At 64.8% G+C, this 26,399-nt stretch carries 12 protein-coding genes and 4 pseudogenes; 11 read left to right on the top strand and 5 right to left on the bottom strand.

What is annotated here, in order from left to right:
• The first annotated feature begins 21 nt into the window (after positions 1-21).
• The 5 genes and pseudogenes from ACUDAL_RS08505 to ACUDAL_RS08485 all read left to right on the top strand — a co-directional run bounded on the left by ACUDAL_RS08505 (position 22) and on the right by ACUDAL_RS08485 (position 11,166).
• Positions 22-2,128: pseudogene (locus ACUDAL_RS08505) on the top strand (type I secretion system permease/ATPase).
• Positions 2,128-3,570: an HlyD family type I secretion periplasmic adaptor subunit gene (locus tag ACUDAL_RS08500; RefSeq protein ID WP_444677836.1), complete on the top strand. Its 1,443-nt coding sequence runs from the start codon at positions 2,128-2,130 to the stop codon at positions 3,568-3,570. Before ACUDAL_RS08505 ends, ACUDAL_RS08500 begins: the two are co-directional and overlap by 1 nt.
• 188 nt (positions 3,571-3,758) lie before the next feature.
• Positions 3,759-4,181, top strand: a complete 423-nt coding sequence (locus tag ACUDAL_RS08495) for a response regulator transcription factor (RefSeq protein WP_444677835.1) — start codon at positions 3,759-3,761, stop codon at positions 4,179-4,181.
• 263 nt (positions 4,182-4,444) lie between these two features.
• The gene (locus tag ACUDAL_RS08490) at positions 4,445-10,738 is read left to right on the top strand and encodes a retention module-containing protein (RefSeq protein ID WP_444677834.1); all 6,294 of its coding nucleotides are present in this window, start codon (positions 4,445-4,447) and stop codon (positions 10,736-10,738) included.
• Positions 10,739-10,833: 95 nt separating this feature from the next.
• On the top strand, positions 10,834-11,166 hold the full coding sequence (locus ACUDAL_RS08485) for a tryptophan synthase subunit beta like protein (protein WP_444677833.1): 333 nt from the start codon (positions 10,834-10,836) through the stop codon (positions 11,164-11,166).
• A 58-nt stretch (positions 11,167-11,224) separates the two neighbouring features.
• Here the strand turns inward: ACUDAL_RS08485 and ACUDAL_RS08480 are convergent, their stop codons facing one another.
• The 5 genes from ACUDAL_RS08480 to ACUDAL_RS08460 all read right to left on the bottom strand — a co-directional run bounded on the left by ACUDAL_RS08480 (position 11,225) and on the right by ACUDAL_RS08460 (position 17,376).
• Entirely contained in the window at positions 11,225-13,168 is a 1,944-nt protein-coding gene (locus ACUDAL_RS08480; RefSeq protein WP_444677832.1) for an EAL domain-containing protein, read from the bottom strand.
• 60 nt (positions 13,169-13,228) lie between these two features.
• Positions 13,229-13,933 (bottom strand): transglutaminase-like cysteine peptidase, encoded by a 705-nt coding sequence (locus tag ACUDAL_RS08475; RefSeq protein WP_444677831.1) that lies wholly within the window; start codon positions 13,931-13,933, stop codon positions 13,229-13,231.
• A 122-nt stretch (positions 13,934-14,055) separates the two neighbouring features.
• The gene (locus tag ACUDAL_RS08470) at positions 14,056-15,231 is read right to left on the bottom strand and encodes a cation diffusion facilitator family transporter (RefSeq protein WP_444677830.1); all 1,176 of its coding nucleotides are present in this window, start codon (positions 15,229-15,231) and stop codon (positions 14,056-14,058) included.
• Positions 15,228-16,379 carry a 1-acyl-sn-glycerol-3-phosphate acyltransferase gene (locus tag ACUDAL_RS08465; RefSeq protein WP_444677829.1) on the bottom strand — a complete coding sequence of 384 codons (1,152 nt, stop codon included), beginning with the start codon at positions 16,377-16,379 and terminating at the stop codon, positions 15,228-15,230. Before ACUDAL_RS08465 ends, ACUDAL_RS08470 begins: the two co-directional genes overlap by 4 nt.
• A gap of 64 nt (positions 16,380-16,443) precedes the next feature.
• Entirely contained in the window at positions 16,444-17,376 is a 933-nt protein-coding gene (locus tag ACUDAL_RS08460; protein WP_444677828.1) for a recombination-associated protein RdgC, read from the bottom strand.
• Between the two features lie 209 nt (positions 17,377-17,585).
• On the opposite strand from ACUDAL_RS08460, the gene ACUDAL_RS08455 reads away from it, so the two are divergent.
• The 6 genes and pseudogenes from ACUDAL_RS08455 (at position 17,586) to cmk (ending at position 26,319) form a co-directional block, all read left to right on the top strand.
• Positions 17,586-18,011: an acyl-CoA thioesterase gene (locus ACUDAL_RS08455; protein WP_444677827.1), complete on the top strand. Its 426-nt coding sequence runs from the start codon at positions 17,586-17,588 to the stop codon at positions 18,009-18,011.
• A 188-nt stretch (positions 18,012-18,199) separates the two neighbouring features.
• Positions 18,200-20,938: a DNA gyrase subunit A gene (gene gyrA, locus ACUDAL_RS08450; RefSeq protein WP_444677826.1), complete on the top strand. Its 2,739-nt coding sequence runs from the start codon at positions 18,200-18,202 to the stop codon at positions 20,936-20,938.
• A 180-nt stretch (positions 20,939-21,118) separates the two neighbouring features.
• A complete protein-coding gene (gene serC / locus ACUDAL_RS08445; RefSeq protein WP_444677825.1) occupies positions 21,119-22,204 on the top strand; it encodes a 3-phosphoserine/phosphohydroxythreonine transaminase in 1,086 nt (361 codons plus the stop codon).
• A 4-nt stretch (positions 22,205-22,208) separates the two neighbouring features.
• A pseudogene (gene pheA / locus ACUDAL_RS08440) lies at positions 22,209-23,282 on the top strand (prephenate dehydratase); the annotation flags it as partial.
• A 55-nt stretch (positions 23,283-23,337) separates the two neighbouring features.
• Positions 23,338-25,634 (top strand): annotated as a pseudogene (locus ACUDAL_RS08435) (bifunctional prephenate dehydrogenase/3-phosphoshikimate 1-carboxyvinyltransferase).
• A pseudogene (gene cmk, locus ACUDAL_RS08430) lies at positions 25,631-26,319 on the top strand ((d)CMP kinase). The pseudogenes ACUDAL_RS08435 and cmk overlap by 4 nt, the downstream one beginning before the upstream one ends.
• Positions 26,320-26,399: the final 80 nt, after the last annotated feature.

The following is a 26,399-nucleotide window of genomic DNA, read 5'->3' as shown; positions in this document are numbered from 1 at the left end:
CGCTCGGCGGTTCGTGACGAATTGCTTGAGTGCCTGCAAACGATTGCCCTGGCACATGATCATGCTGTGACGGCCGAGTCGCTGACTGCCGGGCTACCGCTCGAAGAGGGGCGTCTTACCCCCGGGGTATTTGCTCGAGCCGCATCGCGAGCCGGCATGACGGCTCGCATCGTCAAGAGTCGCCTGGTTCAGCTCAACCCAGCGCTGTTTCCGGTCGTGCTGCTGCTGGAACCCGGGCGTGCCTGCGTGCTCCAGGCGCTTGACCTCAAGGGGCGTCGTGCACAGGTGATCTTTCCGGAGCTGGGGGATGCCGTTTCGGAGGTCAGTCTCGATGGCCTGGCCGAAAGCTACAGCGGCCAGGCGATCTACGTGCGCCCACGTTTTCGCTTCGACGCCCGTGGCCCCGAGGTAGGCACGCAGCGGGCGCGGCACTGGTTCTGGGGGTGATTCGGGAAAATCGCCGTCTCTATCGCGATGTCGTGGCAGGCTCGGTAGTGATCAACCTCTTCGCCGTGGCCATGCCGCTTTTCGTGCTCAATGTCTATGATCGCGTGGTGCCCAATCACGCTACCGAAACGCTGCGGATGCTCGCCGCCGGGATTTTTGTGGTGCTCTGCTTTGACCTGGCGCTGCGGCTGATGCGCAGCACCTTCGTTGATCTTGCCGCCAGCCGGGCCGACGTTAAGCTGTCGTCAACCCTCATGGGCCAGGTGCTAGGGTTGCGGATGGAGGCGCGGCCGGCCTCCACGGGCTCTTTCGCCTCGACGCTGCACTCCTTCGAGTCGGTGCGTGCCTTCATCGGCTCGGCAACCGTGGTGGCCCTGGTGGATCTGCCTTTCGTGCTGCTGTTTGCCGGTGTGATTGCACTGATCGGGGTGCCGCTGGTACTGCCTGTCGTGGGTGGAATCTGCATCGTGCTGCTTTATGCCCTGGCCGCCCAGGGCAAGATGCATGAGCTTTCCGAAACCACCTGGCGTGTCAGCGCGCAGCGTAACGCCACGTTGGTCGAATCGCTCTCGCACCTGGAAACGGTCAAGACGCTGCGGGCGGAGAGTCGACTGCAAAGCCAGTGGGAAAAGGCCACCGCCTTTCTGTCTCGCACCTCGGCCCAGATGCGGCTGGTCAGTGCCTCGGTGTCCAACGTTGCCATGTGGGCACAGCATACCGTTGCGGTGTGCGTCATCATCATAGGCGTCTACCTGATCATAGATGGCAACCTCACCCAGGGCGGGCTCATTGCCGCCTATATGCTCTCCTCGCGCGCCATGGCGCCGGTAAGCCAGGCGGCGGCCTTGCTAGCCCAGTATCACCAGTCGTCGACTGCACTGCAGTCGCTGGATGGCGTCATGCAGCGGCCGGTGGAGCGCCCTGAAGGCAAGTCCTTCATTAGCCGGCCCGTCGTGCGGGGCGAGATACGCTTCGACAAGGTATCGCTGCGCTACCCCGATGAAGAGCGCGACGCTTTGCGTGAGGTATCGCTTTCCATCGCGCCGGGTGAAAAAGTGGCGCTGCTGGGGCGAGTCGGCTGTGGCAAGACCTCCCTGAACAAGCTGCTGCTGGGGCTCTATGCGCCCACTTCCGGGGCCGTGATGCTCGATGGCGTCGACCTGCGCCAGTTCGACCCGGTGCAGTTGCGTCGCCATATCGGCTATGTGCCCCAGGATGTCAGCCTGTTTTTCGGCTCTCTGCGCGACAACATCGTTGCCGGTGGCGGCAGCGATGGCGTCGATGACGATGCCCTGCTGCGTGCGATCAAACTCAGTGGGCTAGAGAGCCTGGTCAATGCGCACCCCCATGGCGTCGACCTGCAGGTGGGCGAGCGTGGGCAGATGCTTTCAGGTGGCCAGCGCCAGGCTGTCGCCATCGCACGGGCACTGGTCCATGACCCCAAATCCTGCTGCTCGATGAGCCGACCAGCTCCATGGATCACGCCAGTGAAGAGAGCTTCAAGGCCAACCTGAAACAGTATGCCCATGGCAAGACCATGCTTGTGGTCACCCACCGAACCTCGCTGCTGTCGCTGGTGGATCGCATCATTGTGATTGATGGCGGCAAGGTGGTAGCCGACGGACCACGCGACCAGGTGGTGGACGCGCTGCGTAAAGGCCAGATCGGGAGGGCAGGCTGATGGCGATGCAACAAACCCCCACCCGCGGCAAGAGCGCCGAGCAGCAGGGATTCGAAGCGATTGGCCGGTTTTCGGACGTTGGAGGCAAAGCCTTCCGGCCCTTCATGGACCGGCTCTTCTCCACGCGGGTGACGGCGGCGCACCTCAATCGTGACTGGAGCAGCGATGCCGATTGGGCCAGGCTGCAGCAGGATCCGATTCGTGCCCGCCTGCTTCTTTATACCGTACTGATCGCCTTCTGTGCCCTGATTGCCTGGTCCTACTTTGCCTCGATCGATGAGGTGACTCGCGGCACCGGGCGAGTCATCCCCTCGAGCCAGCTGCAGCGCGTGCAGTCCTTCGACGGAGGCGTCGTGCAGGAAATACTCGTGCGCGAAGGCCAGCGGGTTGAAGCGGGCGAGGTGCTGATGCGCATCGATCCGACGCGCTTCGTGGCCACCTTCCGCGAAAACCGTGCCCAGGCGCTGGCGCTGAAGGCCAGGGCCGAGCGATTGCGCGCGCTGATCTCGGATACCCCCTTCGAACCGAGCGATGAGCTGCGTACGGAAGCGCCGCAGATCGTGGCCCAGGAGCGCGAGCTCTACGAAAGCCGAAGGGAAGAGCTGCGCGAACAGGAAAGCATCCTGCGCGACCGCATACGCCAGCGCGAAGAGGAACTCAACGAAGCCAAGGCACGGCGTGATACCGCTCAGCGCGAGGCCAACATGGCCACCCAGGAGCTGAACCTGACGCGGCCGCTGCTGCAGTCGGGCGCGGTGTCCGAAGTCGATGTTCTGCGGCTGGAACGGGAGGTCTCGCGCGCCTCGGGTGAGCGGAACCAGGCGGCGGCGGCCGTGGCACGCCTCGAGGCCGCCGTGGAAGAGGCGCGAACCCAACTGCGCGAGCTCGGCGTCGAGCGTCGCAGCCAATGGCGCAACGACCTGGCGCTGACGCTTGGCGATCTCAACGCGCTCGATGAAACCAGTGCCGGCCTAGAGGACCGGGTGCGCCTGGCCGAGGTCCGCTCGCCGGTGGACGGCGTGGTGCAGCGCTTGAGCATCACCACCCTCGGCGGTGTGGTTCAGCCCGGCCAGGAAGTGGTGGATATCGTGCCCAGCGGTGACCAACTGCTGGTCGAAGCACGGATCGCCCCGCAGGACATCGCCTTCCTGCGCCCCGGGCAGCCGGCCACCATCAAACTCACGGCCTACGATTTCGCCATCTTTGGCGGTCTATCCGCCGAGCTCGACCATATCAGCGCCGATACGATTACGGACGACAACGACAACACCTTTTACCTGGTGCGCGTGCGCACGCTCGAAGGCGAGGGTCTGGGTGGCGAGATCCAGGTCATCCCGGGCATGACCGCACAGGTCGACATCATGACCGGCAAGCGCACCGTGATGCAGTTCCTGCTCAAACCCGTTCTGCGGGCCTGGAGCAACTCCATGGGGGAACGATGATGGCACACTGGTTTGTCAGTTCACGGCAAGGTGATGTCCCGCGCTGGCACAGCGCATTTCCCGATGGCCGGCGAACCGGCGCGGAGCAGGCACGCACACGGGTTCAGCCTGGTGACCATGCCTGGATCATGACAGATTGCCCTGGGTGGTCGGCACTGGCTTCCTCCTTGGTCAGTCAGGGAGCGACTGTGCTGGTGCTGTCGATGGCGCCGAGCGAGCAGGAGGCGATGCTCGCCTTGCAATCGGGCGCGCGAGGCTATGCCCATGCGCTCTTGGCGCCCAATCTCCTGCAACAGGCTGCGCTGGTTACCGCCAACCAAGGCGTCTGGGTGCCGGCTGAGCTGCTGAACAGGGTGCTTGGCGCTACCTACAAAGGGCTAGGCGGAGCCGAGCGCGTATCGCAGGAACTTCTTTCCGAGCTGACGGAGCGTGAGCGTGCCGTGGCGATGGCCGTTGCCGAAGGGGTCAGCAACAAGGAAGTGGCGCGCCGACTGAACATCACGGAGCGTACCGTGAAGGCACATCTCGGCGCCGTTTTTCGCAAGACGGGCGTACGCGACCGCATGCAACTGCTGCTCAAGCTTGCCGTTCAGGATGAACGCATCGTCTGAAGCGGAGTGCCTTGGCCTTAGTAACCGGGCTTGTAACAGCTAAGCCCGGTGTGGCTTGCCTTAAGATCGTGTAGCCACCTCTTGGTTCTCCTCATCACTCCTTTCGCCTCCAGTATTTCCTGCCTTCCTCCTCTGCCGTTACCCGGCTGTCCTTCGGTCCAATAGCTGTGTATCGAGATGTAACGTAGCGTAGAGATATCACCATCACCTCGCATGGCCATTCCGATCGAAATTGGCCGGCACACATCCGAAAAGGGCATCTCATGGCGATTGCAACCGTCATTTCCATCACCGGTCAGGCATGGGCCCGTGATGCGCAAGGCAATCTGCGCGAACTGCGCATCGGTGACACCCTTCAAGAGGGTGACGTGCTGGTCACATCGGAAGGTGGTAACGCGCAGCTGGATTTCGACGATGGCCTGGCGCCCACTCTGGTGGAAGCCGGCGAACAAGTTTCTCTGCCTTCCGAGCTGGGCACCGAGAGTGACCTCGATGCCTCCGATTTCGCCGCGCTGGATGACGACCTAGAAGCACTGCTCGCCGCGCTGGACGACGACACGATCGACCTGCTGGATATTCTTGATGCGACCGCCGCGGGTGCCGGCGGTGGCGGTGGTGCCGATGGCGGCCACAGCTTCGTGCGTCTGGCGCGAGTGGCCGAAGAGACCGACCCGCTGGCGTTCGATTATGGCCTGAATGACCTGGGTGGGGCGCCTGAGGAGGAGGGCGGCTTCTTCACGCTGACGGAAGATGAAGTACCCGAAGAGCCTGTTATCCCCGTAGTCATCGCGCCCACGGCCGAAAGCCTGCAGATTAGCCTTTCAGACGCCCTGGTGGGTAATTCTGGAGCGATTGTCAGCGGTACGCTTAACTTCAGCTTTGGCAATGGTGAAAATGGCAGTATTTCCTTTGCCAATATGGATGGTGTGGAAAGCCAAGTAGGCCAAGAAACTATCCTCTATGTATGGGATGCGTCGACCAATACGTTGACGGCTTTTTCCCCGGCACGCGAACTCGAACTCTTCACTATTCAAGTGAACCCAGCCACCGGCGCGTTCACCCTCACGCAGTTGAACAACTTGCTGCACGCAGCGGGGACGGACGAAGCGCTGGCAAGCCTTGTATATACCGTGACCAGCAGTAGTGGGACGGCAACGGGCACGTTCAACATCGTAATTGCAGATGACCAGCCCAGCGTCAGCGTCGGCAGCATCGACCTAGGCAGCCTCGAACTCAGCACCGACGACACCCAGACCCGCGGGGAAGGCACCTCCACGGCGACTGGCAGCGTGGCCACGGCCTTCGCCGCGGCCATCACCGCTAGCTACGGTGCCGACGGTGAAGGTAGCGTCGCCATCGACGGCTACACCCTGAGCCTGGGCGAGGTCGAGCACGGCCTGACCAGCGGCAATGTGCCGATCGTCTTCACGCTTGAAGACGGCGTCGTCATCGGCCGCGCCGGTGAAGCCGAAGTGCTACGCATCGAGATCGACACCGCCAGCGGCGACGTCACCGTGACCCAGTCCGCGCCCGTGGACCATCCCGCCCAAGGCGCTGACAGCGTCGGCCTGCCGGCTGGCCTGGTGAGCGTGAGTGCGAACGTCACCGTCACCGACGGCGATGGCGACACCGCCACCGATACGCTGACCGCCGACCTCGGCGGCACCATCCGCATCGTCGACGACGTGCCGGGCGTGGAGGTGGGCAGCGTCGACCTGAGCGACGTGGTCCTGACCACCTACGACCAGGACACCGTCGGCAGCCCCTCCGTGGCCACCGGCAGCGTGGCCACGGCCTTCGAGAACGTGGTCGACGTCCAGTACGGCGCCGACGGTGCGGGCAGCGTCGTCGTCGACGGCTACGCCCTGAGCCTGGGCGAGGTCGAGCACGGCCTGACCAGCGGCAATGTGCCGATCGTCTTCACGCTTGAAGACGGCGTCGTCATCGGCCGCGCCGGTGAAGCCGAAGTGCTACGCATCGAGATCGACACCGCTACCGGCGACGTCACCGTGACCCAGTCTGCGCCCGTGGACCATCCCGCCCAAGGCGCTGACAGCGTCGGCCTGCCGGCTGGCCTGGTGAGCGTGAGTGCGAACGTCACCGTCACCGACGGCGATGGCGACACCGCCACCGATACGCTGACCGCCGACCTCGGCGGCACCATCCGCATCGTCGACGACGTGCCGGGCGTGGAGGTGGGCAGCGTCGACCTGAGCGACGTGGTCCTGACCACCTACGACCAGGACACCGTCGGCAGCCCCTCCGTGGCCACCGGCAGCGTGGCCACGGCCTTCGCCGCGGCCATCACCGCTAGCTACGGTGCCGACGGTGAAGGTAGCGTCGCCATCGACGGCTACACCCTGAGCCTGGGCGAGGTCGAGCACGGCCTGACCAGCGGCAATGTGCCGATCGTCTTCACGCTTGAAGACGGCGTCGTCATCGGCCGCGCCGGTGAAGCCGAAGTGCTACGCATCGAGATCGACACCGCTACCGGCGACGTCACCGTGACCCAGTCTGCGCCCGTGGACCATCCCGCCCAAGGCGCTGACAGCGTCGGCCTGCCGGCTGGCCTGGTGAGCGTGAGTGCGAACGTCACCGTCACCGACGGCGATGGCGACACCGCCACCGATACGCTGACTGCCGACCTCGGCGGCACCATCCGCATCGTCGACGACGTGCCGGGCGTGGAGGTGGGCAGCGTCGACCTGAGCGACGTGGTCCTGACCACCTACGACCAGGACACCGTCGGCAGCCCCTCCGTGGCCACCGGCAGCGTGGCCACGGCCTTCGCCGCGGCCATCACCGCTAGCTACGGTGCCGACGGTGAAGGTAGCGTCGCCATCGACGGCTACACCCTGAGCCTGGGCGAGGTCGAGCACGGCCTGACCAGCGGCAATGTGCCGATCGTCTTCATGCTTGAAGACGGCGTCGTCATCGGCCGCGCCGGTGAAGCCGAAGTGCTACGCATCGAGATCGACACCGCTACCGGCGACGTCACCGTGACCCAGTCCGCGCCCGTGGACCATCCCGCCCAAGGCGCTGACAGCGTCGGCCTGCCGGCTGGCCTGGTGAGCGTGAGTGCGAACGTCACCGTCACCGACGGCGATGGCGACACCGCCACCGATACGCTGACCGCCGACCTCGGCGGCACCATCCGCATCGTCGACGACGTGCCGGGCGTGGAGGTGGGCAGCGTCGACCTGAGCGACGTGGTCCTGACCACCTACGACCAGGACACCGTCGGCAGCCCCTCCGTGGCCACCGGCAGCGTGGCCACGGCCTTCGCCGCGGCCATCACCGCTAGCTACGGTGCCGACGGTGAAGGTAGCGTCGCCATCGACGGCTACACCCTGAGCCTGGGCGAGGTCGAGCACGGCCTGACCAGCGGCAATGTGCCGATCGTCTTCACGCTTGAAGACGGCGTCGTCATCGGCCGCGCCGGTGAAGCCGAAGTGCTACGCATCGAGATCGACACCGCTACCGGCGACGTCACCGTGACCCAGTCTGCGCCCGTGGACCATCCCGCCCAAGGCGCTGACAGCGTCGGCCTGCCGGCTGGCCTGGTGAGCGTGAGTGCGAACGTCACCGTCACCGACGGCGATGGCGACACCGCCACCGATACGCTGACCGCCGACCTCGGCGGCACCATCCGCATCGTCGACGACGTGCCGGGCGTGGAGGTGGGCAGCGTCGACCTGAGCGACGTGGTCCTGACCACCTACGACCAGGACACCGTCGGCAGCCCCTCCGTGGCCACCGGCAGCGTGGCCACGGCCTTCGCCGCGGCCATCACCGCTAGCTACGGTGCCGACGGTGAAGGTAGCGTCGCCATCGACGGCTACACCCTGAGCCTGGGCGAGGTCGAGCACGGCCTGACCAGCGGCAATGTGCCGATCGTCTTCACGCTTGAAGACGGCGTCGTCATCGGCCGCGCCGGTGAAGCCGAAGTGCTACGCATCGAGATCGACACCGCTACCGGCGACGTCACCGTGACCCAGTCTGCGCCCGTGGACCATCCCGCCCAAGGCGCTGACAGCGTCGGCCTGCCGGCTGGCCTGGTGAGCGTGAGTGCGAACGTCACCGTCACCGACGGCGATGGCGACACCGCCACCGATACGCTGACCGCCGACCTCGGCGGCACCATCCGCATCGTCGACGACGTGCCGGGCGTGGAGGTGGGCAGCGTCGACCTGAGCGACGTGGTCCTGACCACCTACGACCAGGACACCGTCGGCAGCCCCTCCGTGGCCACCGGCAGCGTGGCCACGGCCTTCGCCGCGGCCATCACCGCTAGCTACGGTGCCGACGGTGAAGGTAGCGTCGCCATCGACGGCTACACCCTGAGCCTGGGCGAGGTCGAGCACGGCCTGACCAGAGGCAATGTGCCGATCGTCTTCATGCTTGAAGACGGCGTCGTCATCGGCCGCGCCGGTGAAGCCGAAGTGCTGCGCATCGAGATCGACGCCGCCAGCGGCGACGTCACCGTGACCCAGTCCGCGCCCGTGGACCATCCCGCCCAAGGCGCTGACAGCGTCGGCCTGCCGGCTGGCCTGGTGAGCGTGAGTGCGAACGTCACCGTCACCGACGGCGATGGCGACACCGCCACCGATACGCTGACCGCCGACCTTGGCGGCACCATCCGCATCGTCGACGACGTGCCAAGCATCGACATCGGCGCTGCCGCCGAGCTGGCCAGCCTGCTGACCACCGACGCCGCGCTAGGCACCGACAGCGCCGCGCTGCGCGACTTCTTCAACATCGTGAGCACGTCCTTCGGTGGCGACGGCGCGGCCGCCGAGGGCAGCAAGGCCTGGAGCTACAGCCTGAGCCTGGGCAACGGCGTTGCCGGCAGCGTGGCCCAGGACGGCAGCGGAGAAAATATCTCCAGCGGTGGCCAACTGGTCTACTTACACCTGATCGACGGCAGCGTCGTCGGCAGCACGGCGGCCAGCGCCGATGACGTCGACGGTGACAACACCGTCTTCGTCGTCTCCCTGGCCGACGGTAACCTGGTGCTCGACCAGCAGCAGGCCATCGACCACCCGACGGCGAGCAATGCCAGCGAAGTGCTGCACCTGGGCGCCGGTCAGATCCTGCTCACCGGCAGCGTGACCGTCACCGACGCCGACGGCGACCAAGACACCGATAGTGCCATCGTCGACCTGGGTAGCCAACTGGGCTTCCAGGACGACGGCCCGAGCCTATCTGCCCTCAACCTCGCCATTGCCAACGTAGCCGGAATATACGAGGGGACGTACGAGTTCGATGTAGGCGGCGATGTGCAGGGCTTCCTTGGAAGCTTTGGCGAAGGCTCGTTGATCTGGACTGGCATGCCGGCGGGTTATGAGCTGACCATCACCGACTCCGGTAATACCTGGATCACCTACACGGCGAAGTCAGGTTCCTTTGAGTTCTTCAATCTCACGCTGAACGCGGACGGCACTTATGCCTTCGATCTGCTGTCGCCTGCACCTGTCGTTGAGACGACTATCGATAGCTTGCTGAGCGCTTTCGATAAGGACAACTTCTATAAGGAAGGAGGTAAGGATGCCTATCTGTTCACGGCAGACGTATTCGACGGTAAATTTGCCTTGGCAGTAACGGCTTACAGGAACGGTAAACTTGAAGATGTGAGTATGTCTTCGACCGACCTGGGCGTAAAATCGAATGTGGTGCAAGGCCAGCACAACGAAGTGCTAAGGTTCAATGTACTGCCTGTAGAGGGCCAAGGAGCGATAGGTGTTTCCACCTTCGCATTCAGCGTTTCCGGCACTGCCGGCTCCAGCGCCGGTGACAGGGCGAAACTCACCATATTCGACGTGAATGGCGGCACAACCATATACTATGCCACCTTGTTGACCGGCAACGGTGAGTTCATCTTCAACATTGATCCGACGATTAATGTCGATTACATGGAGCTGGCACCGGCAGGCACCAACAGCTTTAAGATTGATGGCGTTTCGACCAGCTATGTCACCCAGATCTACCCGGACGACTATCAGCTCGATTTCGTGCTGACGGGGTCGGATGCCGATAGTGACACCGCTATCGCTGACTTCTCCGTCTTCGTCAAGACCACTGAGACCGGCAGCTATGAAATCACCGGTTCCGATGGTAACGATGTGGTGCATGGTACTGAGGGAGACGACACCCTCATCGGTGGTGCCGGAAACGACACTCTAATCGGGGGTGCCGGAAACGACACCCTAATCGGGGGTGAAGGCAATGATGTCTTCCAGTGGAATCTGGGCGATCAAGGGACCAGTGATACCCCGGCCATCGACACCGTCAAGGACTTTAGTCTGGGTAACAACGTGCTGGACCTTGCCGACCTGTTGCAGAATGAAAGCATCGAGACCTTAGATCAGTACATCTTTGCAGCACAGGAGGGAGCTGACACGGTGCTATACATCAACCATGGGGGCAATATCGGCGTAAATGGCGACAACGCTACTCAGGTGATCGTGCTGGAGAACTACGTGATAGAAGAGGCAGTCGACTCCTCCGCCATCTTGGCCGAGCTGCTGGCCAGCAACCAGCTCAACATCGACCAGTAACCTTTCCTTTAGCAAATAGCTAGACCCACGCCCTGCCTGGCGACACCGGGCAGGGCGTTTGTTACTCTACGTAAAGTCCTTCCAGAGGCACTGCCATGTACATCAAGCGCAACGAATCGGGCCAGGTGATCCAAGCCAGCATAGAGAAGACAGAAGAGTGCGATGAGTTCGTGCTCCCCTGCACGCCTGACCTGCAGCAGTTTCTTGAAGTGAACAAGGAGATCGAGAACCTGGCCATCTCCCGCACGGACATGGCCTTTGTGCGCGTGCTGGAGGATGTCATCAACGTACTGATGGACAAGGGAGTGATCAGCTTCACCGACCTGCCCGAGCCCGCGCAGCAGAAGCTACTCGAACGCCAGTCGCTGCGGCAGCGCATCAATCACGTGGGCTTGCTCTCGGATTCCGACGATGCCGGGATCATCTAACCCAAGGCAGCCATAGGCCGGGGCGGCCGACCTTTGGCAGTGGTTCTTGTCTGTCGTTCTATCCGCTGCGGTTGCTGTCGTCCTTCTCGTCGAGGCTGGCGGAACCCTGCCGCACCCCCGGTCCCGTCACGCCATCCAAGCCCAGCTCGAACAGCGCCTTGGCGGCGTTGCGGTGTGCCACGCCTTCGGCAATGACCAGTATCCCAAGCGAGTGGGCCAGGGTGGCCATGCCGCGTAGCAGGCTTTGCTGGTCGTTGCGCTGCTCGATGTCCTGGCTCAGTGCGGCGTCCACCTTCATGAAGCTAAGGCCTAGGTCCTGCAGCCCAGGTAGCTTGCCGAACTGGGGGCCCACATGCTCCAGGCCGACCTTGCAGCCCAGGCCAAGCAAGGCGTTGCACAACGTTTTCAGCGCCTGTGGCTGTTGCACGGCGACCGACTGCGGCAGCTCGAACCAGAGCCGCGGGGCCAGGTCCGGCCGTGCACGCAAGGTTGTCAATAGCTCTCCCATGAAGTGGCCGTCCTTGAGGGAATCGACCGACAGGTTGATGCCGACCGGCTTGCCGCTGATCGCCGTGTCGTTCAGGGCGGCTTTGGCGACGGCGAGGTCCAGCTGCGGGGTCAGTGAAAGGCGAGCCACCCATGGCAAGAACACGCCGGCGGGCTGCCACTCGCCTTTCAGGCGCAGGCGAGAGGGCACTTCGTGGTGAATCAGCTTGCCGGCGCTGTCCAACACGGGGTAATGGGCTAGAAAAACGCCTTCGTCCAAGGCCTGTTCAAGGGCTTGGCGCCACTCATCATGGCTGGTGAAGAGCACATTGGCGGCAGGTACCGCTACGATGCGCTGACCGGTAGCACCTTGCTGTTCCGCGGCGGCCAAGGCGCCGTCCAGGCTGGCCAACAGGTCGGCCCGACTGTCGCCCTGGGTATAGGCGCACAGGGCGGAAGGCAACGAGAGGTCATTGCCGAACTCATTGGCCAAGGCTTCCAGCGCCTGTTGCAGGTGCTTGCCCAGCGCGTCGAGGTCATGCTCGCGTGGCAGTATAAGGGCAAAGTCGCTGCCGTTCAGTCGTCCTACCTGCCCAAGGCCATGCTGCTTGGCGACTTGGGAAAGGCATTTTGCCAGTTGGGCCAGCAGGCTATCGGTCCTGCCATGGCCGAGCCGTTGGTTAACGTGGTTGAGCTGAGCTACGCGAACCATGGCAAGGGCGCCGCTGGCGTCATCGCCTTCGCGATTGAGATGCGCGTGCAGGCTGTCGAGGAAGGGGCCTCGAATCAGCGTGTCGGTGACCGGGTCGTGCTGCATGCGCCGGCGCAATTGGTCTAGCTTGTCGCTCTCTTCGCTGAGCATGTGGCGAACTGCCTCGGAAAGGCGGTTCATGGCCTGCACCACCTCGCGCAGTTCCAGCGTGCGCGGCTCATGTGCCATGGTAAAGCGGCGTTCGCCGATCGCCTGGGCCTGGCTGACCACGTCGCGCAGCGGGCGGCGTATGGTGCGCACAATCCAACTGGCCAGCAGCAGGCTGAGCACGCCGGCAAGGGCGAACCAGCCGGTTAGTTTCAGCGTGCTCTGCCAAAGCGAGCGGTAAGCAAAACTGTGTTGGCTGGCCAATTCCAGGGTACCGTACTGCTGCCAGCCATCCTGGACCACGGCCTGGCCGGGCGGCACCTCGAAGCGCACCAGGGAGACGAACCAGGCCGGGACGTCGTTGATATGATCACCTGTGCTGCGCTGGGTGATGACCCGGCCGGCTGGGTCCCGGAGTTCAATCAGCCGGTAGTGGCCGGTATCGAACTGAGCGGCAAGCAGTAACTCGATGATTACCGGGTCCTTCTCCATTTGGCTCATGGATAGGGCGAGGGCGTTGGCGTTGTCGCTGTTCTTGATACGAACTTCCTGCTCGATGTAGTGCCGGCTGGTAGTGACGCCGATCAGCAGGCTGCCGGCAAAGGCCAGCAGCAGCAGGGTGGCGATGGTCAGCCAGAGCTGCTTGATCAATGACATCGTGTGTTCCCCGTTCCCCGAGACGTTGTCGCGTTATGGGTGTTGTCGGTTCTGGCTGCGTCATAGAAACCCCTGCTGCTGCATGCGTTCGATCACGCTGCGCCAGCGTGACAGCCTGGCCACCGGGTCGGCCCGCGACTGGCTGGTACCGCCGGCCCAGAGTCCTTCGCTGTTGAAGCTGAATACGGGGTCGAGGTCGGTCCGCTGGCTAGCGGGGGTGATTGAGGGCACCAGGTTGTCGAGTACCAGCGGTATCGCCGCGGGAGTCTCGTAATAGCCAAGCACCATGTGGGCCTGGGAGATCTGGCTGCGGCCTATTCGGGCGCGCACGTAGATCATGCGCAGTCTTGCGCCGGGTACGCCAAGCTCCTTGAGGCTTACGTATTTAGCGATGGAATAGTCCTCGCAGTCGCCCTGACGCTTGCCCATGGTCTCAAGTGGGGTTGCCCAGTGATCCTCGCGCCCCCAGTTGTCGATGTCGTCTACCCAGCGGATATGGCGATTGAAAAAGTCGTTGACCTCGCGAAGCTGCAGGTCGAGTGCGCTGCCAGTCAGTCGGTCAAGTAGGGCGAACCACTCATTGAGCAGCGCAAGCCCTTGGGCTCCGTACAGCCGCTGCATGCTGTCGCGCAGCCTGGCGCGGTCAATTCGCGCCTCCAGGGAAGGGGCAAGCCCGAGCCCACCGGCCAGCAGCATGGCTCCCAGGCCCGCCAGGAAGCGGCGGCGGCCGGGAGAAACGCCGGAGGAAAATGGGCGCGGGGGCATAGGAAACTCGAAGTGTTTCTAAATGTAAGCAAGCCTTTGCCGAGTATAGAGGAGGGCAGGCAAGGGAACGATATTTTTCATGCCAGAATAAGGGGCATTCTAGGGCAGGTGTTCGGTTCGTCTCAGCCTTTGCCGGGCCCTTGCCAGACTCGCAGCCGGCCGACCCAGGGCAGTGACAGGGAGCTCTCCCGCAGGTCGCGTGCGGCGCCGTCAAGGCTCTGCTGAGGGGGTAGAACACCCACATAGACGGAAATGTCGATGCGGTCGGCGAGGTAGTGAAGATCCACCGCTACGCGCTGCTGCCATGCCGGGCAAGCGTGCCAGGCATCATCGAGCATGGTCTCTACATCCTGGCGCAGCGGCAGGCCGGGGCGCAGGCTGTGCTCGGTTTCGCCGGCATCGTCTTCGGGGTCGATGTGGAAGGTAACCTCGGCCAGGTCGGTAAAGGCCTCGCGCAGCCGGCGACTCACGGCATTGCCGATTTCATGCGCCTCGGAGACCGTCAGCCTCGGGGCTACCACGATGTGCAGGTCAAGCACGTTCTGGCTCCCCAAGGAGCGGGTGCGCAGGTCATGCACGCTCTCCACGCCGGGCACCGACTCGGCCAATGCCTGCATGCGCGTGCGCTCGGCTTCCGGCAGGGCGGTGTCGATCAGCTCGCGGCTCGACTCCCACATCAGCCGCCACCCCACCTGGCCTACCATGACCCCCACCACGATGGCGGCCAGCGCATCCACCCAGCCGGCACCGAACTGGGCGGCTACCAGGCTCACCAGTACCACCACGGTCGAAAGCGCATCGGAGCGGGAGTGCCACGCATTGGCTTCCAGCAGGCGGGATTTCACCCGTCGCGCCACGCGAAGCGTATAGCGAAAGATCCACTCTTTGGCGACCAGCGCAACCACGGCCACGCCAATCGCCCAGGCGCCAGGGGCGACGAACGGTTCGCCGCCTATCAGGCGCATCAGGCTGGCCCAGGCAATGCCGCCAGCCACGAAGATCAGTACGCTGCCAAGCATCAGCGTGGCCAGGGTCTCGATACGCCCATGGCCGTAGGGATGGTTGCTGTCCGGCTCCTGGCGTCCGTAGTGGGTGGCCGCCACCACGAAGCCGTCGGTTACCAGGTCCGAGAAGGAGTGGATACCGTCGGCTACCAGCGCCGCCGAGCCTACCAGCAGGCCGGTCACCAGCTTGAGCAAGCCCACAATTAAGTCGATGACGGCGCCGATCAGCGTGACCTTGTGGGCCTCGCGTGTCTGTGCCCCGCGATCGAGCGGCAGATGGGCGTGCTGGCTCACGCATCCCCCAGGCTGCAATCGGCTAGGCGTTCCGCCTTGTTACGCACCGGGTTGGCATACTGGGCCAGCCACCAGGGGTGCAGTTCGGCCGGCACCTCTTTGAGGCGGGCCTGGAAACGGGCGCGATCGGCGCTGCTTACCTGGCTCAGGTCCACCAGCTCGGGCGCATCGCCCAGTGCCTCCAAGGCAAGATAGTGGCTGGGGAACAGCTCATAGCCACCTATCACCTGGCGGTCGATCTCGGCGGCCACGGCCTCTGGCGTGTCGAAGCCAGGGCCGAGCGGCCTGCCGAAGCGCAGCTGGACACGCCCCTTGTGCCCGGTGATACCGGCGACGATCGACTGGATATCCTCGAACTCGCTCTTCTCGTAGCGCCCCTGGCTATGTATGGCATGCAGCTCGCGCGCCTTCTGCAGGTCGCAGGGGTCGTACTCGTAGCTGATCGATACCGGTACCAGCCGCAGTTCGGCGATTGCCTCGCCGATCGGTGCGGCGCGATCCTCGCGCCGGCGCGCCATGGTCAGCATCTTGATGATGGCCGTGTCGGTACGGTCGATGCCGTCCTTGGCACGGCCTTCGCGCTGCGCCATCCAGATCGAGTGCTGGTCTTCCACGATGGAGTGGCGAATGTAGTCGGAAAGGGTCTGGTAGGCGGCCAGCATGGCGCGCTTGCCGCGCAGCGCGCGCGGCACGATGAAGCTCTTGTTGAGCCGCATCAGGTCGGTCACATAGGGCTTCTTCAGCAAGTTGTCGCCGATGGCGATGCGCACCGTGTCGCGGCCTGCCAGGTGCAGGGCGTAGTTGACGAAAGCCGGGTCGAGCGAGATGTCGCGATGGTTGCCGATGAACAGGTAGGCGCCTTCCGGCGGCAGGTGCTCGAGGCCTTCCACGCGAAAGTCGTCGGTGGAGGTGCGAATCATGCGCTCCATGTAGTAGGCCACGCGCAGCTGGAAATCGCGCACGCCAGTCACATCGCGGGTCTGTCGCCGGATGGCATGGGAGGCCAGGCCGCGCGCCAGCCAGGGCAGCGAGCGGCTGAGGCGCGGCAGCCGATAGCGCGTCAAGGCGTCGAGCAGTTCGCGGTCGCTGGCCAGGCGGGCCAGTACATCGGCCACTTCACTGTCCTGGTAAGGACGAATGGCGGCCAAGGGTCCGGCGCGGTAGGGCCGGCGGGGGTATCGGTCATCTGCGTATCTTGTTTGCCGGGGTCGTTCATGAGTGGCTCTGGGGTGTGCTCTGGGTGGCTTCGCCGCCCAGCCATTCGATCAGCTGTTCGATTTCTTCCGCCAGCGCCTGGGTCATCAGCATAAAGTCGGCCTCCAGCCGCACCAGCGCATCGCCATCGTCCTCGGTTTCATTGGCGGCGTCGATCAGGGCGTCGCTGAACCGCAGGGACTTGAGCGTCAGGTCGTCGTGCAGCACGTAGCCCAGGCGGCCCTCAACTTCGATGGCCAGGCGGCTGGCCTGTTTGCCGGCGGCAAGCAGCTGCTGGATCTCTTCGCTGTCCAGGTCGACCTGGCGAGCACGCAGCACGCCGTCGTCGCCCTTGGCCTTGAGCTCGACCTGGTCGCCCAGCTGCAGGCCGGATGGGCGTGAACCCTCCTCGGCAAGCCATTGGGTCATGGCGCGCATCGGCAGCGTCTGGGCGGTCAGCGGCGTCACCTTGAGGCTGCCCAGGGTCTCGCGCAGCAGGTCGAGTGCCTCTTCGGCACGCTTGCGCGAGCTGGTGTTCACCGCGATTAGGTGGCGTCGGGTATCCCACCACAGGTCGACCTTCTGGCTGCGGATGAACGCCCGCGGCAGCAGCTCCTCGTAGATCTGCTCCTTGAGCTCCTGTTTCTCCTGGCGGCGTAGCTTGCGCCCCTCGCGGGCCTCGATCTCGGCACCGCGCTCTTCCAGCTCCTCGCGCACCACGCCGGCGGGCAGCAGCCGCTCCTGGCGTAGCAGGGTCACGAGCCGCTGGCCCTGTAGTTCGTGCAGCAGGGTGGTGGCGTTGCGACCGGCGGGAGGGCACCAGCCAACGCGCCTGGCCTCTTGGCTCGCCGGTGCTCGCGCCGCCTGCGCGGCCAGGGCCTCTTCGAGGTCGGCGGCTGCGATGGTGGCTGCGTCATGCAGGCGATAGAGATGCAAGTGCTTGAACCACATAGCGGGTACCCGGAGCAAAAAGGAGGCATATTATGGACAACGGCGATGGGCGGTTCCAGTGGCAAGCCGAAGCGCTGGCCAAAGATTCTGCGTAGATCAATTTTCATACCGCCATTTTCAAACCCCTGTTTGAATTTGGACAGGCGGGCCGCCTAGAATTCAGGGTTGCCGCATTGGCGGCCTTTAGGCGAGTCAACAAGGAGAGCTGCATGGATACCCGCTTGTCCCGTGTCACCCTGCGCGTGCGTGGCTACCACCTGGATGGTTACGGCCACGTTAACAATGCGCGCTACCTGGAGTTTCTGGAAGAGGGGCGCTGGGGCTATTTCGATGACCGTCCCGAGCTTGCCCGTTTCTTCGCTAGCGGTAATCCAGCCTTCGTGGCCGTCAACCTCAACATCAACTATCGGCTGGCGGCGGTGGCAGGCGACGATCTGGAAGTGCTGACGCACCTTGCCGAGGTGGGCAGCCGTAGCGCCCGCATGCACCAGGTGATCCGCCGCCTCAAGGATGGCAAGCCGGTTGTCGATGCCGACCTCACCTTCGTGCTGCTAGACGTCAAGGCCCAGCAGTCCCTGGTCATCGAAGGCGAGATTCGCGGTGCCCTGGAGCCACTGGTGCTGAGCGAAGGCTGAGAATGGCGGGGTGGGCGTCGTCGCTGCGGCCAGGCTCGCCCCCGAAGGGCGCCTTAGCGCCCTGGCGGCATGCATGGGCGGTGTCTCCTGCGGTGCCCTTGTGGGGTCCGCAGTGGTATCATGGCAGGCTGTAATGGCGCGCCATGAGGACGCGTTACCCCGCTGCTGTGCAAAGGATTCGACAACCCATGGGTGACATCGCCAGAGAGATTCTGCCAGTCAACATCGAGGACGAGCTCAAGCAGTCGTACCTTGATTATGCGATGAGCGTGATCATCGGGCGTGCGCTGCCCGACGTGCGCGACGGCCTCAAGCCGGTGCACCGGCGCGTGCTGTTCGCCATGAACGAACTCGGCAACGATTGGAACAAGCCCTACAAGAAGTCGGCCCGCGTGGTGGGCGATGTCATCGGTAAGTACCACCCCCACGGCGACAGCGCGGTCTACGACACCATCGTCCGCATGGCCCAGCACTTCTCCATGCGCCATGTGCTGGTCGACGGCCAGGGCAACTTCGGCTCCATCGACGGCGACAGCGCCGCGGCCATGCGTTACACCGAAGTGCGCATGGCGCGGCTCGCCCATGAGCTGCTCGCCGACCTCGATAAGGACACCGTCGACTGGGTCGACAACTACGACGGCACCGAGCGTATCCCCGAGGTGCTGCCGACCCGCGTGCCCAACCTGCTGATCAACGGCTCCTCGGGCATCGCCGTGGGCATGGCCACCAATATCCCGCCGCACAACATGGGCGAGGTGATCGACGCCTGCCTGGCGCTGGTCGACGACTACACCCTTACCGTTGACGACCTGCTGGCCTACATCCCTGGCCCCGACTTTCCCACTGCCGGCATCATCAACGGCCGGGCCGGCATCCTCGAGGCTTACCGCACCGGCCGCGGGCGCATCTACGTGCGCGCTCGGCACACCATCGAGCACGACGACAAGAGCGGCCGCGACCACATCATCGTCACCGAGCTGCCGTACCAGGTGAACAAGGCGCGGCTGATCGAGAAGATCGCCGAGCTGGTCAAGGAAAAGAAGATCGAGGGCATTGCCGAGCTGCGCGACGAGTCCGACAAGGATGGCCTGCGCGTGGTGATCGAGGTCAAGCGCGGCGAATCCGGCGAGGTGGTGGTCAACAACCTCTTCGCCCAGACCCAGCTGCAGAACGTTTTCGGCATCAACATGGTCGCCATCGAGAACGGCCAGCCGAAGATTCTCAACCTGAAAGAAGTGCTGGAAGCCTTCATCCGCCACCGCCGCGAAGTGGTCACCCGGCGCACGCTGTATGAATTGAAGAAAGCGCGCGAGCGCGGCCACATCCTCGAAGGCCTGGCCGTGGCCATCTCCAACATCGACGAGGTGATTGAGCTGATCAAGGCCTCACCGAACGCCGCCGAGGCCAAGGAGAAGCTGCTGGCCAAGCAGTGGCAGCCCGGACAGGTCACCGCCATGCTCGAGCGTGCCGGCGCCACCTCATGCAAGCCCGAGGAGCTCGAAGAGGGCTTCGGCCTCAATACCACCGGCTCCGAATATCGGCTTTCGCCGGCCCAGGCCCAGGCCATCCTCGAATTGCGCCTGCATCGCTTGACCGGCCTCGAGACCGAGAAGCTGCTCGACGAATACCTGGCCATCCTGCAGAACATTGCCGAGCTGATGGCGATCCTTGCCTCCAGCGAGCGCCTGCTCGAGGTGATCCGCGAAGAGCTGATCGCCGTGCGCGACCAGTTCGGCGACCCGCGCCGCACCGAGATCCAGGCCAGCCACCTGGACCTTTCCATCGAGGACCTGATCGCCGAGGAGGACATGGTGGTCACGGTGTCGCGCACCGGCTATGCCAAGACCCAGCCGCTCTCCGACTACCAGGCCCAGCGCCGCGGTGGTCGCGGCAAGTCGGCCACCGCCATGAAGGATGAGGACGTCATCGAGCACCTGCTGGTGGCCTCCACCCACGACACCGTGCTGCTGTTCTCCAACAAGGGCAAGGTGTACTGGCTCAAGGTCTACGAAATGCCGGCCGCTAGCCGTGGCTCCCGTGGCAAGCCGCTGGTCAACCTGCTGCCGCTGGACGAAGGCGAGGCGATCAACGCCATCCTGCCGGTGAAGGACTACAGCCCCGACTGCTACATCTTCTTTGCCACTGCCAAAGGCACGGTCAAGCGCACCAGCCTTGACCAGTTCTCGCGTCCGCGCAGCGTCGGCCTGATCGCCATCGACATCGAAGAGGACGACCGCCTGGTGGGCGCGGCCATTACCTCGGGCAACGACCACGTGATGCTGCTGTCCTCCAACGGCAAGGCGATCCGCTTCGAGGAGACCACCGTGCGCGCCATGGGTCGCACCGCCCGCGGTGTGCGCGGCATGCGCCTGCTGGAAGGCGCCGAGGTGATCAGCCTGATCATCCCCCAGAGCCAGCAGATCGATGCCGACGCCGACAATGATATCGAAGGCGGGGAAGATGCCGTGCTGGAGAACGGCAACGGCGGCCAGATCTACATCCTCACCGCCTCCGAGAACGGCTACGGCAAGCGCACCCGGCTCGAGGAGTTCCCGCTGCGCGGTCGCGGCGGCCAGGGCGTCATCGCCATGCAGACCAGCGAGCGCAACGGCTCCCTGGTTGCCGCCATGCAGGTCTACTCCGCCGACGAGATGATGCTGATCACCGACCGCGGCACCTTGGTGCGTACCCGCGTCGATGAGGTCTCGATCACCTCGCGCAACACCCAGGGCGTGATGCTGATTCGCCTGGGCAACGACGAGACGCTGGTCAAGACCGTGCGCATCGACGAGCCCGAAGCCGAGAACGAAACCGAGGCGGAGGTCGAGCCTGGCAGCGGTGCCGAGAACGCCTCGGAAGATGCCCTGCAAGCCGAGCGCCAGGGCGGGCCGGATGTGGACAAGGGCGAAAGCCAGAACGACGAATAAGGCTAGCCACCAAGTCGAGCGATGAGCGCCGGGGGCAGGTCATAGCGAGGTCTTTTGCCAGGGCTGGCAAAAGTAGCGCCAGGGAAGGAGTCACAGCGCCCTCGCATGACGTGTCGACGGATCCGCTCATCGCTCATCGGTTCAGTAACCATGCTGGAGCTGAGACGGAACACCACGCTGATGACACGCCACTATAATTTCTGCGCCGGTCCCGCGGCGCTGCCCACCCCGGTACTGGAACGCGCCAGGGAAGAGCTGCTCGACTATCAGGGCCGTGGGCTCTCGGTCATGGAGATGAGCCACCGCTCGACCGAGTTCGTCGCCATCGCCGAGCAGGCCGAGGCCGACCTGCGCGAACTGCTCACCATCCCCGAGAACTACAAGGTGCTGTTCCTGCAGGGCGGGGCGAGCCTGCAGTTCTCCATGGTGCCGATGAACCTGCTGGGGCAGGGTGGCACCGCCAACTTCCTTTATACCGGTATCTGGGGCAAGAAGGCGCTGGCGGAAGCCAAGCAGCTAGGCTTCGCCGCGCACATGGCTGGCTCCAGCGAGCCCAGCGGCCATGCCGAAGTGCCGAGCCAGGCCGATATCGCGCTCTCGGCCGATGCCGCCTACCTGCACTACACCGCCAACGAGACCATCGGCGGGCTGGAGTTCGACTACATTCCCGAGGTTGGCGTGCCGCTGGTATGCGACTACTCCTCCAGCATCCTGGCCGAGCCGCTCGACGTGTCGCGCTTTGGTGTGATTTACGCCGGCGCCCAGAAGAACATCGGCCCTGCCGGCCTCACGCTGGTCATCGTGCGCGACGACCTGCTCGACCGCCGCTGCCAGCGCATCCCCAGCCTGTTCGACTATCAGGCCATGGCCGAGGCCGGCTCCATGGTGAACACGCCGCCCACCTACGCCTGGTACCTGGCGGGGCTGGTCTTCCAATGGCTTAAGCACGACATCGGCGGGCTCGACGCCATGGCCGCGATCAATGCGCGCAAGGCGGCCAGGCTGTATGCCGCCATCGATGCCAGCGACTTCTATTCCAACCCCATCGCGCCACGCAACCGCTCGCGCATGAACGTGCCCTTCGTGCTGGCCGACGATCGCCTCGACAAGCCGTTCCTGGCCGAGGCCGAACAGGCCGGGCTGCTCAACCTTCAGGGGCACCGCAGCGTCGGCGGCATGCGGGCCAGCCTCTACAATGCCGTACCCGAAGCGGCGGTAGAGGCGCTGATCGACTTCATGGCCGACTTCGAAAAACGCAGGGGATAAACCCATGACCGATATCGCCAATCTCGATGCGCTGCGCGAACGTATCGATGCGCTGGACAGCGAGATATTGCGCCTGATCAGCGCGCGTGCCGAATGCGCCCAGCAGGTGGCCGAGGTCAAGACCCAGAGCGACCCCGGCGCCGTGTTCTACCGCCCCGAGCGCGAAGCGCAGGTGCTGCGCCGTATCATGGAGCTCAACACCGGCCCGCTGGACAGCGAGGAGATGGCGCGTCTGTTCCGCGAGATCATGTCCGCCTGCCTGGCCCTCGAACAGCCGGTCAAGGTGGCCTACCTGGGGCCGGAAGGCACCTTCACCCAGCAGGCGGCGCTCAAGCACTTCGGCGCCAGTGCCGTTAGCCTGCCCATGGCGGCCATCGACGAAGTGTTCCGCGAGGTCGAGGCGGGGGCGGTCAACTACGGCGTGGTGCCGGTCGAGAATTCGACGGAAGGCGTCATCAGCCATACCCTCGACTCCTTCATGGACTCCTCGATCCGTATCTGCGGCGAAGTGGTGCTACGCATTCACCACCACCTGCTGGTCTCCGAGTCGACCCTGCGTGACAAGGTCTCGCGCATCTACTCCCACCCGCAGTCCTTCGCCCAGTGCCGCAAGTGGCTCGACGCCCACTTCCCGCGCGCCGAGCGTGTGCCGGTTTCCTCCAACGCCGAGGCCGCCAAGATGATCAAGGGCGAGTGGCACAGCGCCGCCATCGCCGGCGACATGGCCGCCAAGCTGTATGGCCTCGAGAAGATTGCCGAGAAGATCGAGGATCGCCCCGACAACTCCACGCGATTCCTGATCATCGGCAACCAGCACGTGCCCATGTCCGGCGAGGACAAGACCTCGCTGGTGGTGGCCATGCGCAACCAGCCCGGCGCGCTGCATGACCTGCTCGAACCCTTCCATCGCCACCAGATCGACCTCACCCGCCTGGAGACGCGGCCTTCGCGCACCGGGGTGTGGAACTACGTGTTCTTTATCGACTTCAAGGGCCACATCGACGAGCCCCGGGTGGCGGCGGTACTCGAGGAGATACGCCTGCGTGCCTCCGAAATGAAGGTTCTCGGCTCCTACCCCTGGGCGTGCTCTAGTCGTGGTGGAGCGCGGAATGGCAGAGGCAACGCCGAGCCGCATGACGGGCGGCTTGGTCGACGAGCCCAAGGTGCTCATCGTCGGCCTCGGGCTGATCGGCGGTTCGCTGGCGGCAGCGCTGCGTGCCGCCGGCTTCGGCCAGGGTGGCCACCCCGGAACGATCGTCGCCTGCGACCCCAGCGCCGATGAGATCGCCCGCGGCATCGACATGGGGCTGATCGACAGCGGCGCGACGCAGCTGGCCTCGCTGGTCGAAGGCGCCTCGCTGATCGTGCTGGCGGTGCCGGTGCTGGCCATGCAGAGCGTCATGAGCGAGCTTGCCGCGCTGCTGCCCGAGGCGCAGGTGAGCGGCGGCGCACCTCAGGTGGTGGTTACCGATGTCGGCAGCACCAAGGCCGCCGTGCGCGACTGTGCGCTGCGCGCCTTCGGGCGGTTGCCGTCCGGGCTGGTGCTGGGCCACCCCATCGCCGGCTCCGAAAAGAGCGGCGTGTCCGCCGCCAACCCCGCCTCTACGTCGACCACAAGGTGATCCTCACCCCCACCAGCGAAACCTCCCCGGGCGCCCTGGCGCGGGTCACGGCACTGTGGCGCGCCTGCGGCGCCGAGGTGCTGGAGATGGACGTGGCGCGCCACGACCAGGTGTTGGCGCGCACCAGCCACCTGCCGCACCTGCTGGCGTTCTCCCTGGTCGATACCTTGGCACGCCAGGACGAACGGCTGGAGATCTTTCGCTACGCCGCCGGCGGCTTTCGCGACTTCACCCGCATTGCCGGCAGCGACCCAGTGATGTGGCGCGACATCTTCACCGCCAATCGCGAGGCGGTGCTGACGGCCCTGAACGACTTCGAGGCGGGGCTGGCGCGGCTGAAGCTTGCCGTGGAGCGGGGCGATAGCGACGCCATGCTCGCCATCTTCGACCGCGCCAGCCATGCTCGACACTACTTCGACTCCCTGCTGAATCAGACCAGTTATCAGGCGGAATACCAGATGCAACAACAAGGAAAGCTCACCTTCCGAGCCGCCCCCGGCGGACGCGTGGCCGGGCGCATTCGCGTGCCCGGCGACAAGTCGATCTCCCATCGTTCGATCATGCTGGGCGCACTTGCCGAAGGCGTGACCGAAGTGAAGGGCTTCCTGGAAGGGGAGGACAGCCTGGCCACCCTGCAGGCCTTCCGCGAGATGGGTGTGGCCATCGAAGGACCGCATCAAGGCCGTGTCATCGTGCATGGCGTCGGCATGCATGGGCTCAAGGCGCCGGCCGGGCCGCTCTACGTGGGCAACGCCGGCACCGCCATGCGCCTGTTCGCCGGGCTGCTGGCGGGCCAGGCCTTTGACAGCGAGCTGATCGGGGATGCCTCGCTGACCAAGCGCCCCATGGGCCGCGTGGCCGACCCCTTGCGCCTGATGGGCGCCAAGATCGACACCGCCGAAGGCGGGCGCCCGCCGCTGAAGATCCATGGCCGCCAGCCGCTCAAGGGCATCGACTACGACATGCCCATGGCCAGCGCCCAGGTGAAATCCTGTCTGCTGCTTGCCGGGCTCTACGCTGAAGGCGAGACCCGCGTGCGCGAACCGGCGCCGACCCGCGACCACACCGAGCGTATGCTCGCCGGTTTCGGCTACGAAGTGCACCGCGAAGGCGACACCTGCTGGCTCCGCGGCGGCGGCAAGCTTACCGCCGCGCCGATCGACGTGCCGTCGGACATCTCCTCGGCCACCTTCTTCCTGGTGGCGGCGGCGATCACCCCAGGCTCCAACCTGACGCTCGAGCACGTTGGCATCAATCCGACCCGCATCGGCGTGATCAACATCCTCAAACTGATGGGCGCCGACCTGTGGCTGGCCAACGAGCAGGAGGTGGGCGGTGAGCCAGTGGCCGACCTGCATATCCGCTACGCCCCGCTCAAGGGGATCGACATTCCCCTCGACCAGGTGCCCCTGGCGATCGACGAATTCCCCGCGCTGTTCATCGCTGCCGCCAACGCCACCGGCGTGACGCGCCTGCGCGGCGCCGAGGAGCTGCGGGTCAAGGAGTCCGACCGCATCCAGGCCATGGCCGACGGCCTGGCCGCCATCGGCGTGACGCATACCGTGGTCGAGGATGGCATCGACATCGTCGGCGCCGGCGACCGTGAGATTGCCTACGGCGGCGGTCGCATCGACAGCCTGGGCGATCACCGTATCGCCATGTCCTTCGTGGTGGCGGCGCTGCGTGCCGGCGAGGAGATCGTCATCGACGACTGTGCCAATGTGGCCACTTCGTTCCCCGGCTTCACCGAGCTCGCCCGTACGGTGGGGCTGATGGTCAACGAAGAGCGAGGAGGGAGCGCATCATGAAGGGCACGGCCCCGGTGCTGACCCTCGACGGCCCCGGCGGGGCCGGCAAGGGCACCATCAGCCGTCTGGTCGCCGAGCGCCTGGGCTGGCACCTGCTCGACAGCGGCGCGCTGTATCGGCTCACCGCGCTGGCGGCCATGCGCCATGGCGTGGCGCTGAACGACGAAGCCGCGCTGGAGCGGGTGGCCGCCGGTCTCGACGTGGTGTTCGTTGCCGAGGCAGAGAGCACCCGCGTGCTGCTCGAAGGTGACGACGTCAGCCGCGAGATCCGCACCGAGCAGGTGGGCGATGCCGCCTCCCGGGTGGCGGCGCTCAACGGCGTGCGCCAGGGCCTGCTGCAGCGTCAGCGCGACTTTCGCCAGGCCCCGGCCTGGTGGCCGACGGTCGTGACATGGGCACCGTGGTGTTCCCTGAAGCCGAACTCAAGGTGTTCCTCACCGCCAGCCCCGAGGAACGGGCGCGCAGGCGCCACCTCCAGTTGCAGCAGGCGGGGGTGGATGCTAGTCTATCGAGTCTTTTGAAGGAAATTCAGGCGCGCGATGCTCGCGACATGCAGCGCAGCGTGGCACCGCTCAAGCCGGCCGATGACGCCATCACGCTTGACACCACGAGCCTGAGCATACCGGAAGTGGTGGAACGGTTGACGGAGTGGCTGGCCCAGCGCGGCCTCGCCCCTGCGACTTGATCTCCCTTGCGGCTCCCTCGTTCGGATGTCATGGCATGGTCGGGCAACACCTCATACTTGCACTTGCAAGCCCGGCCAGG

Source organism: Halomonas sp. E19 (assembly GCF_052439355.1).
GTDB lineage: Bacteria > Pseudomonadota > Gammaproteobacteria > Pseudomonadales > Halomonadaceae > Halomonas.
Note: the sequence above shows the minus strand (reverse complement) of the source record. Positions and strands in the feature narration are given on the sequence as shown.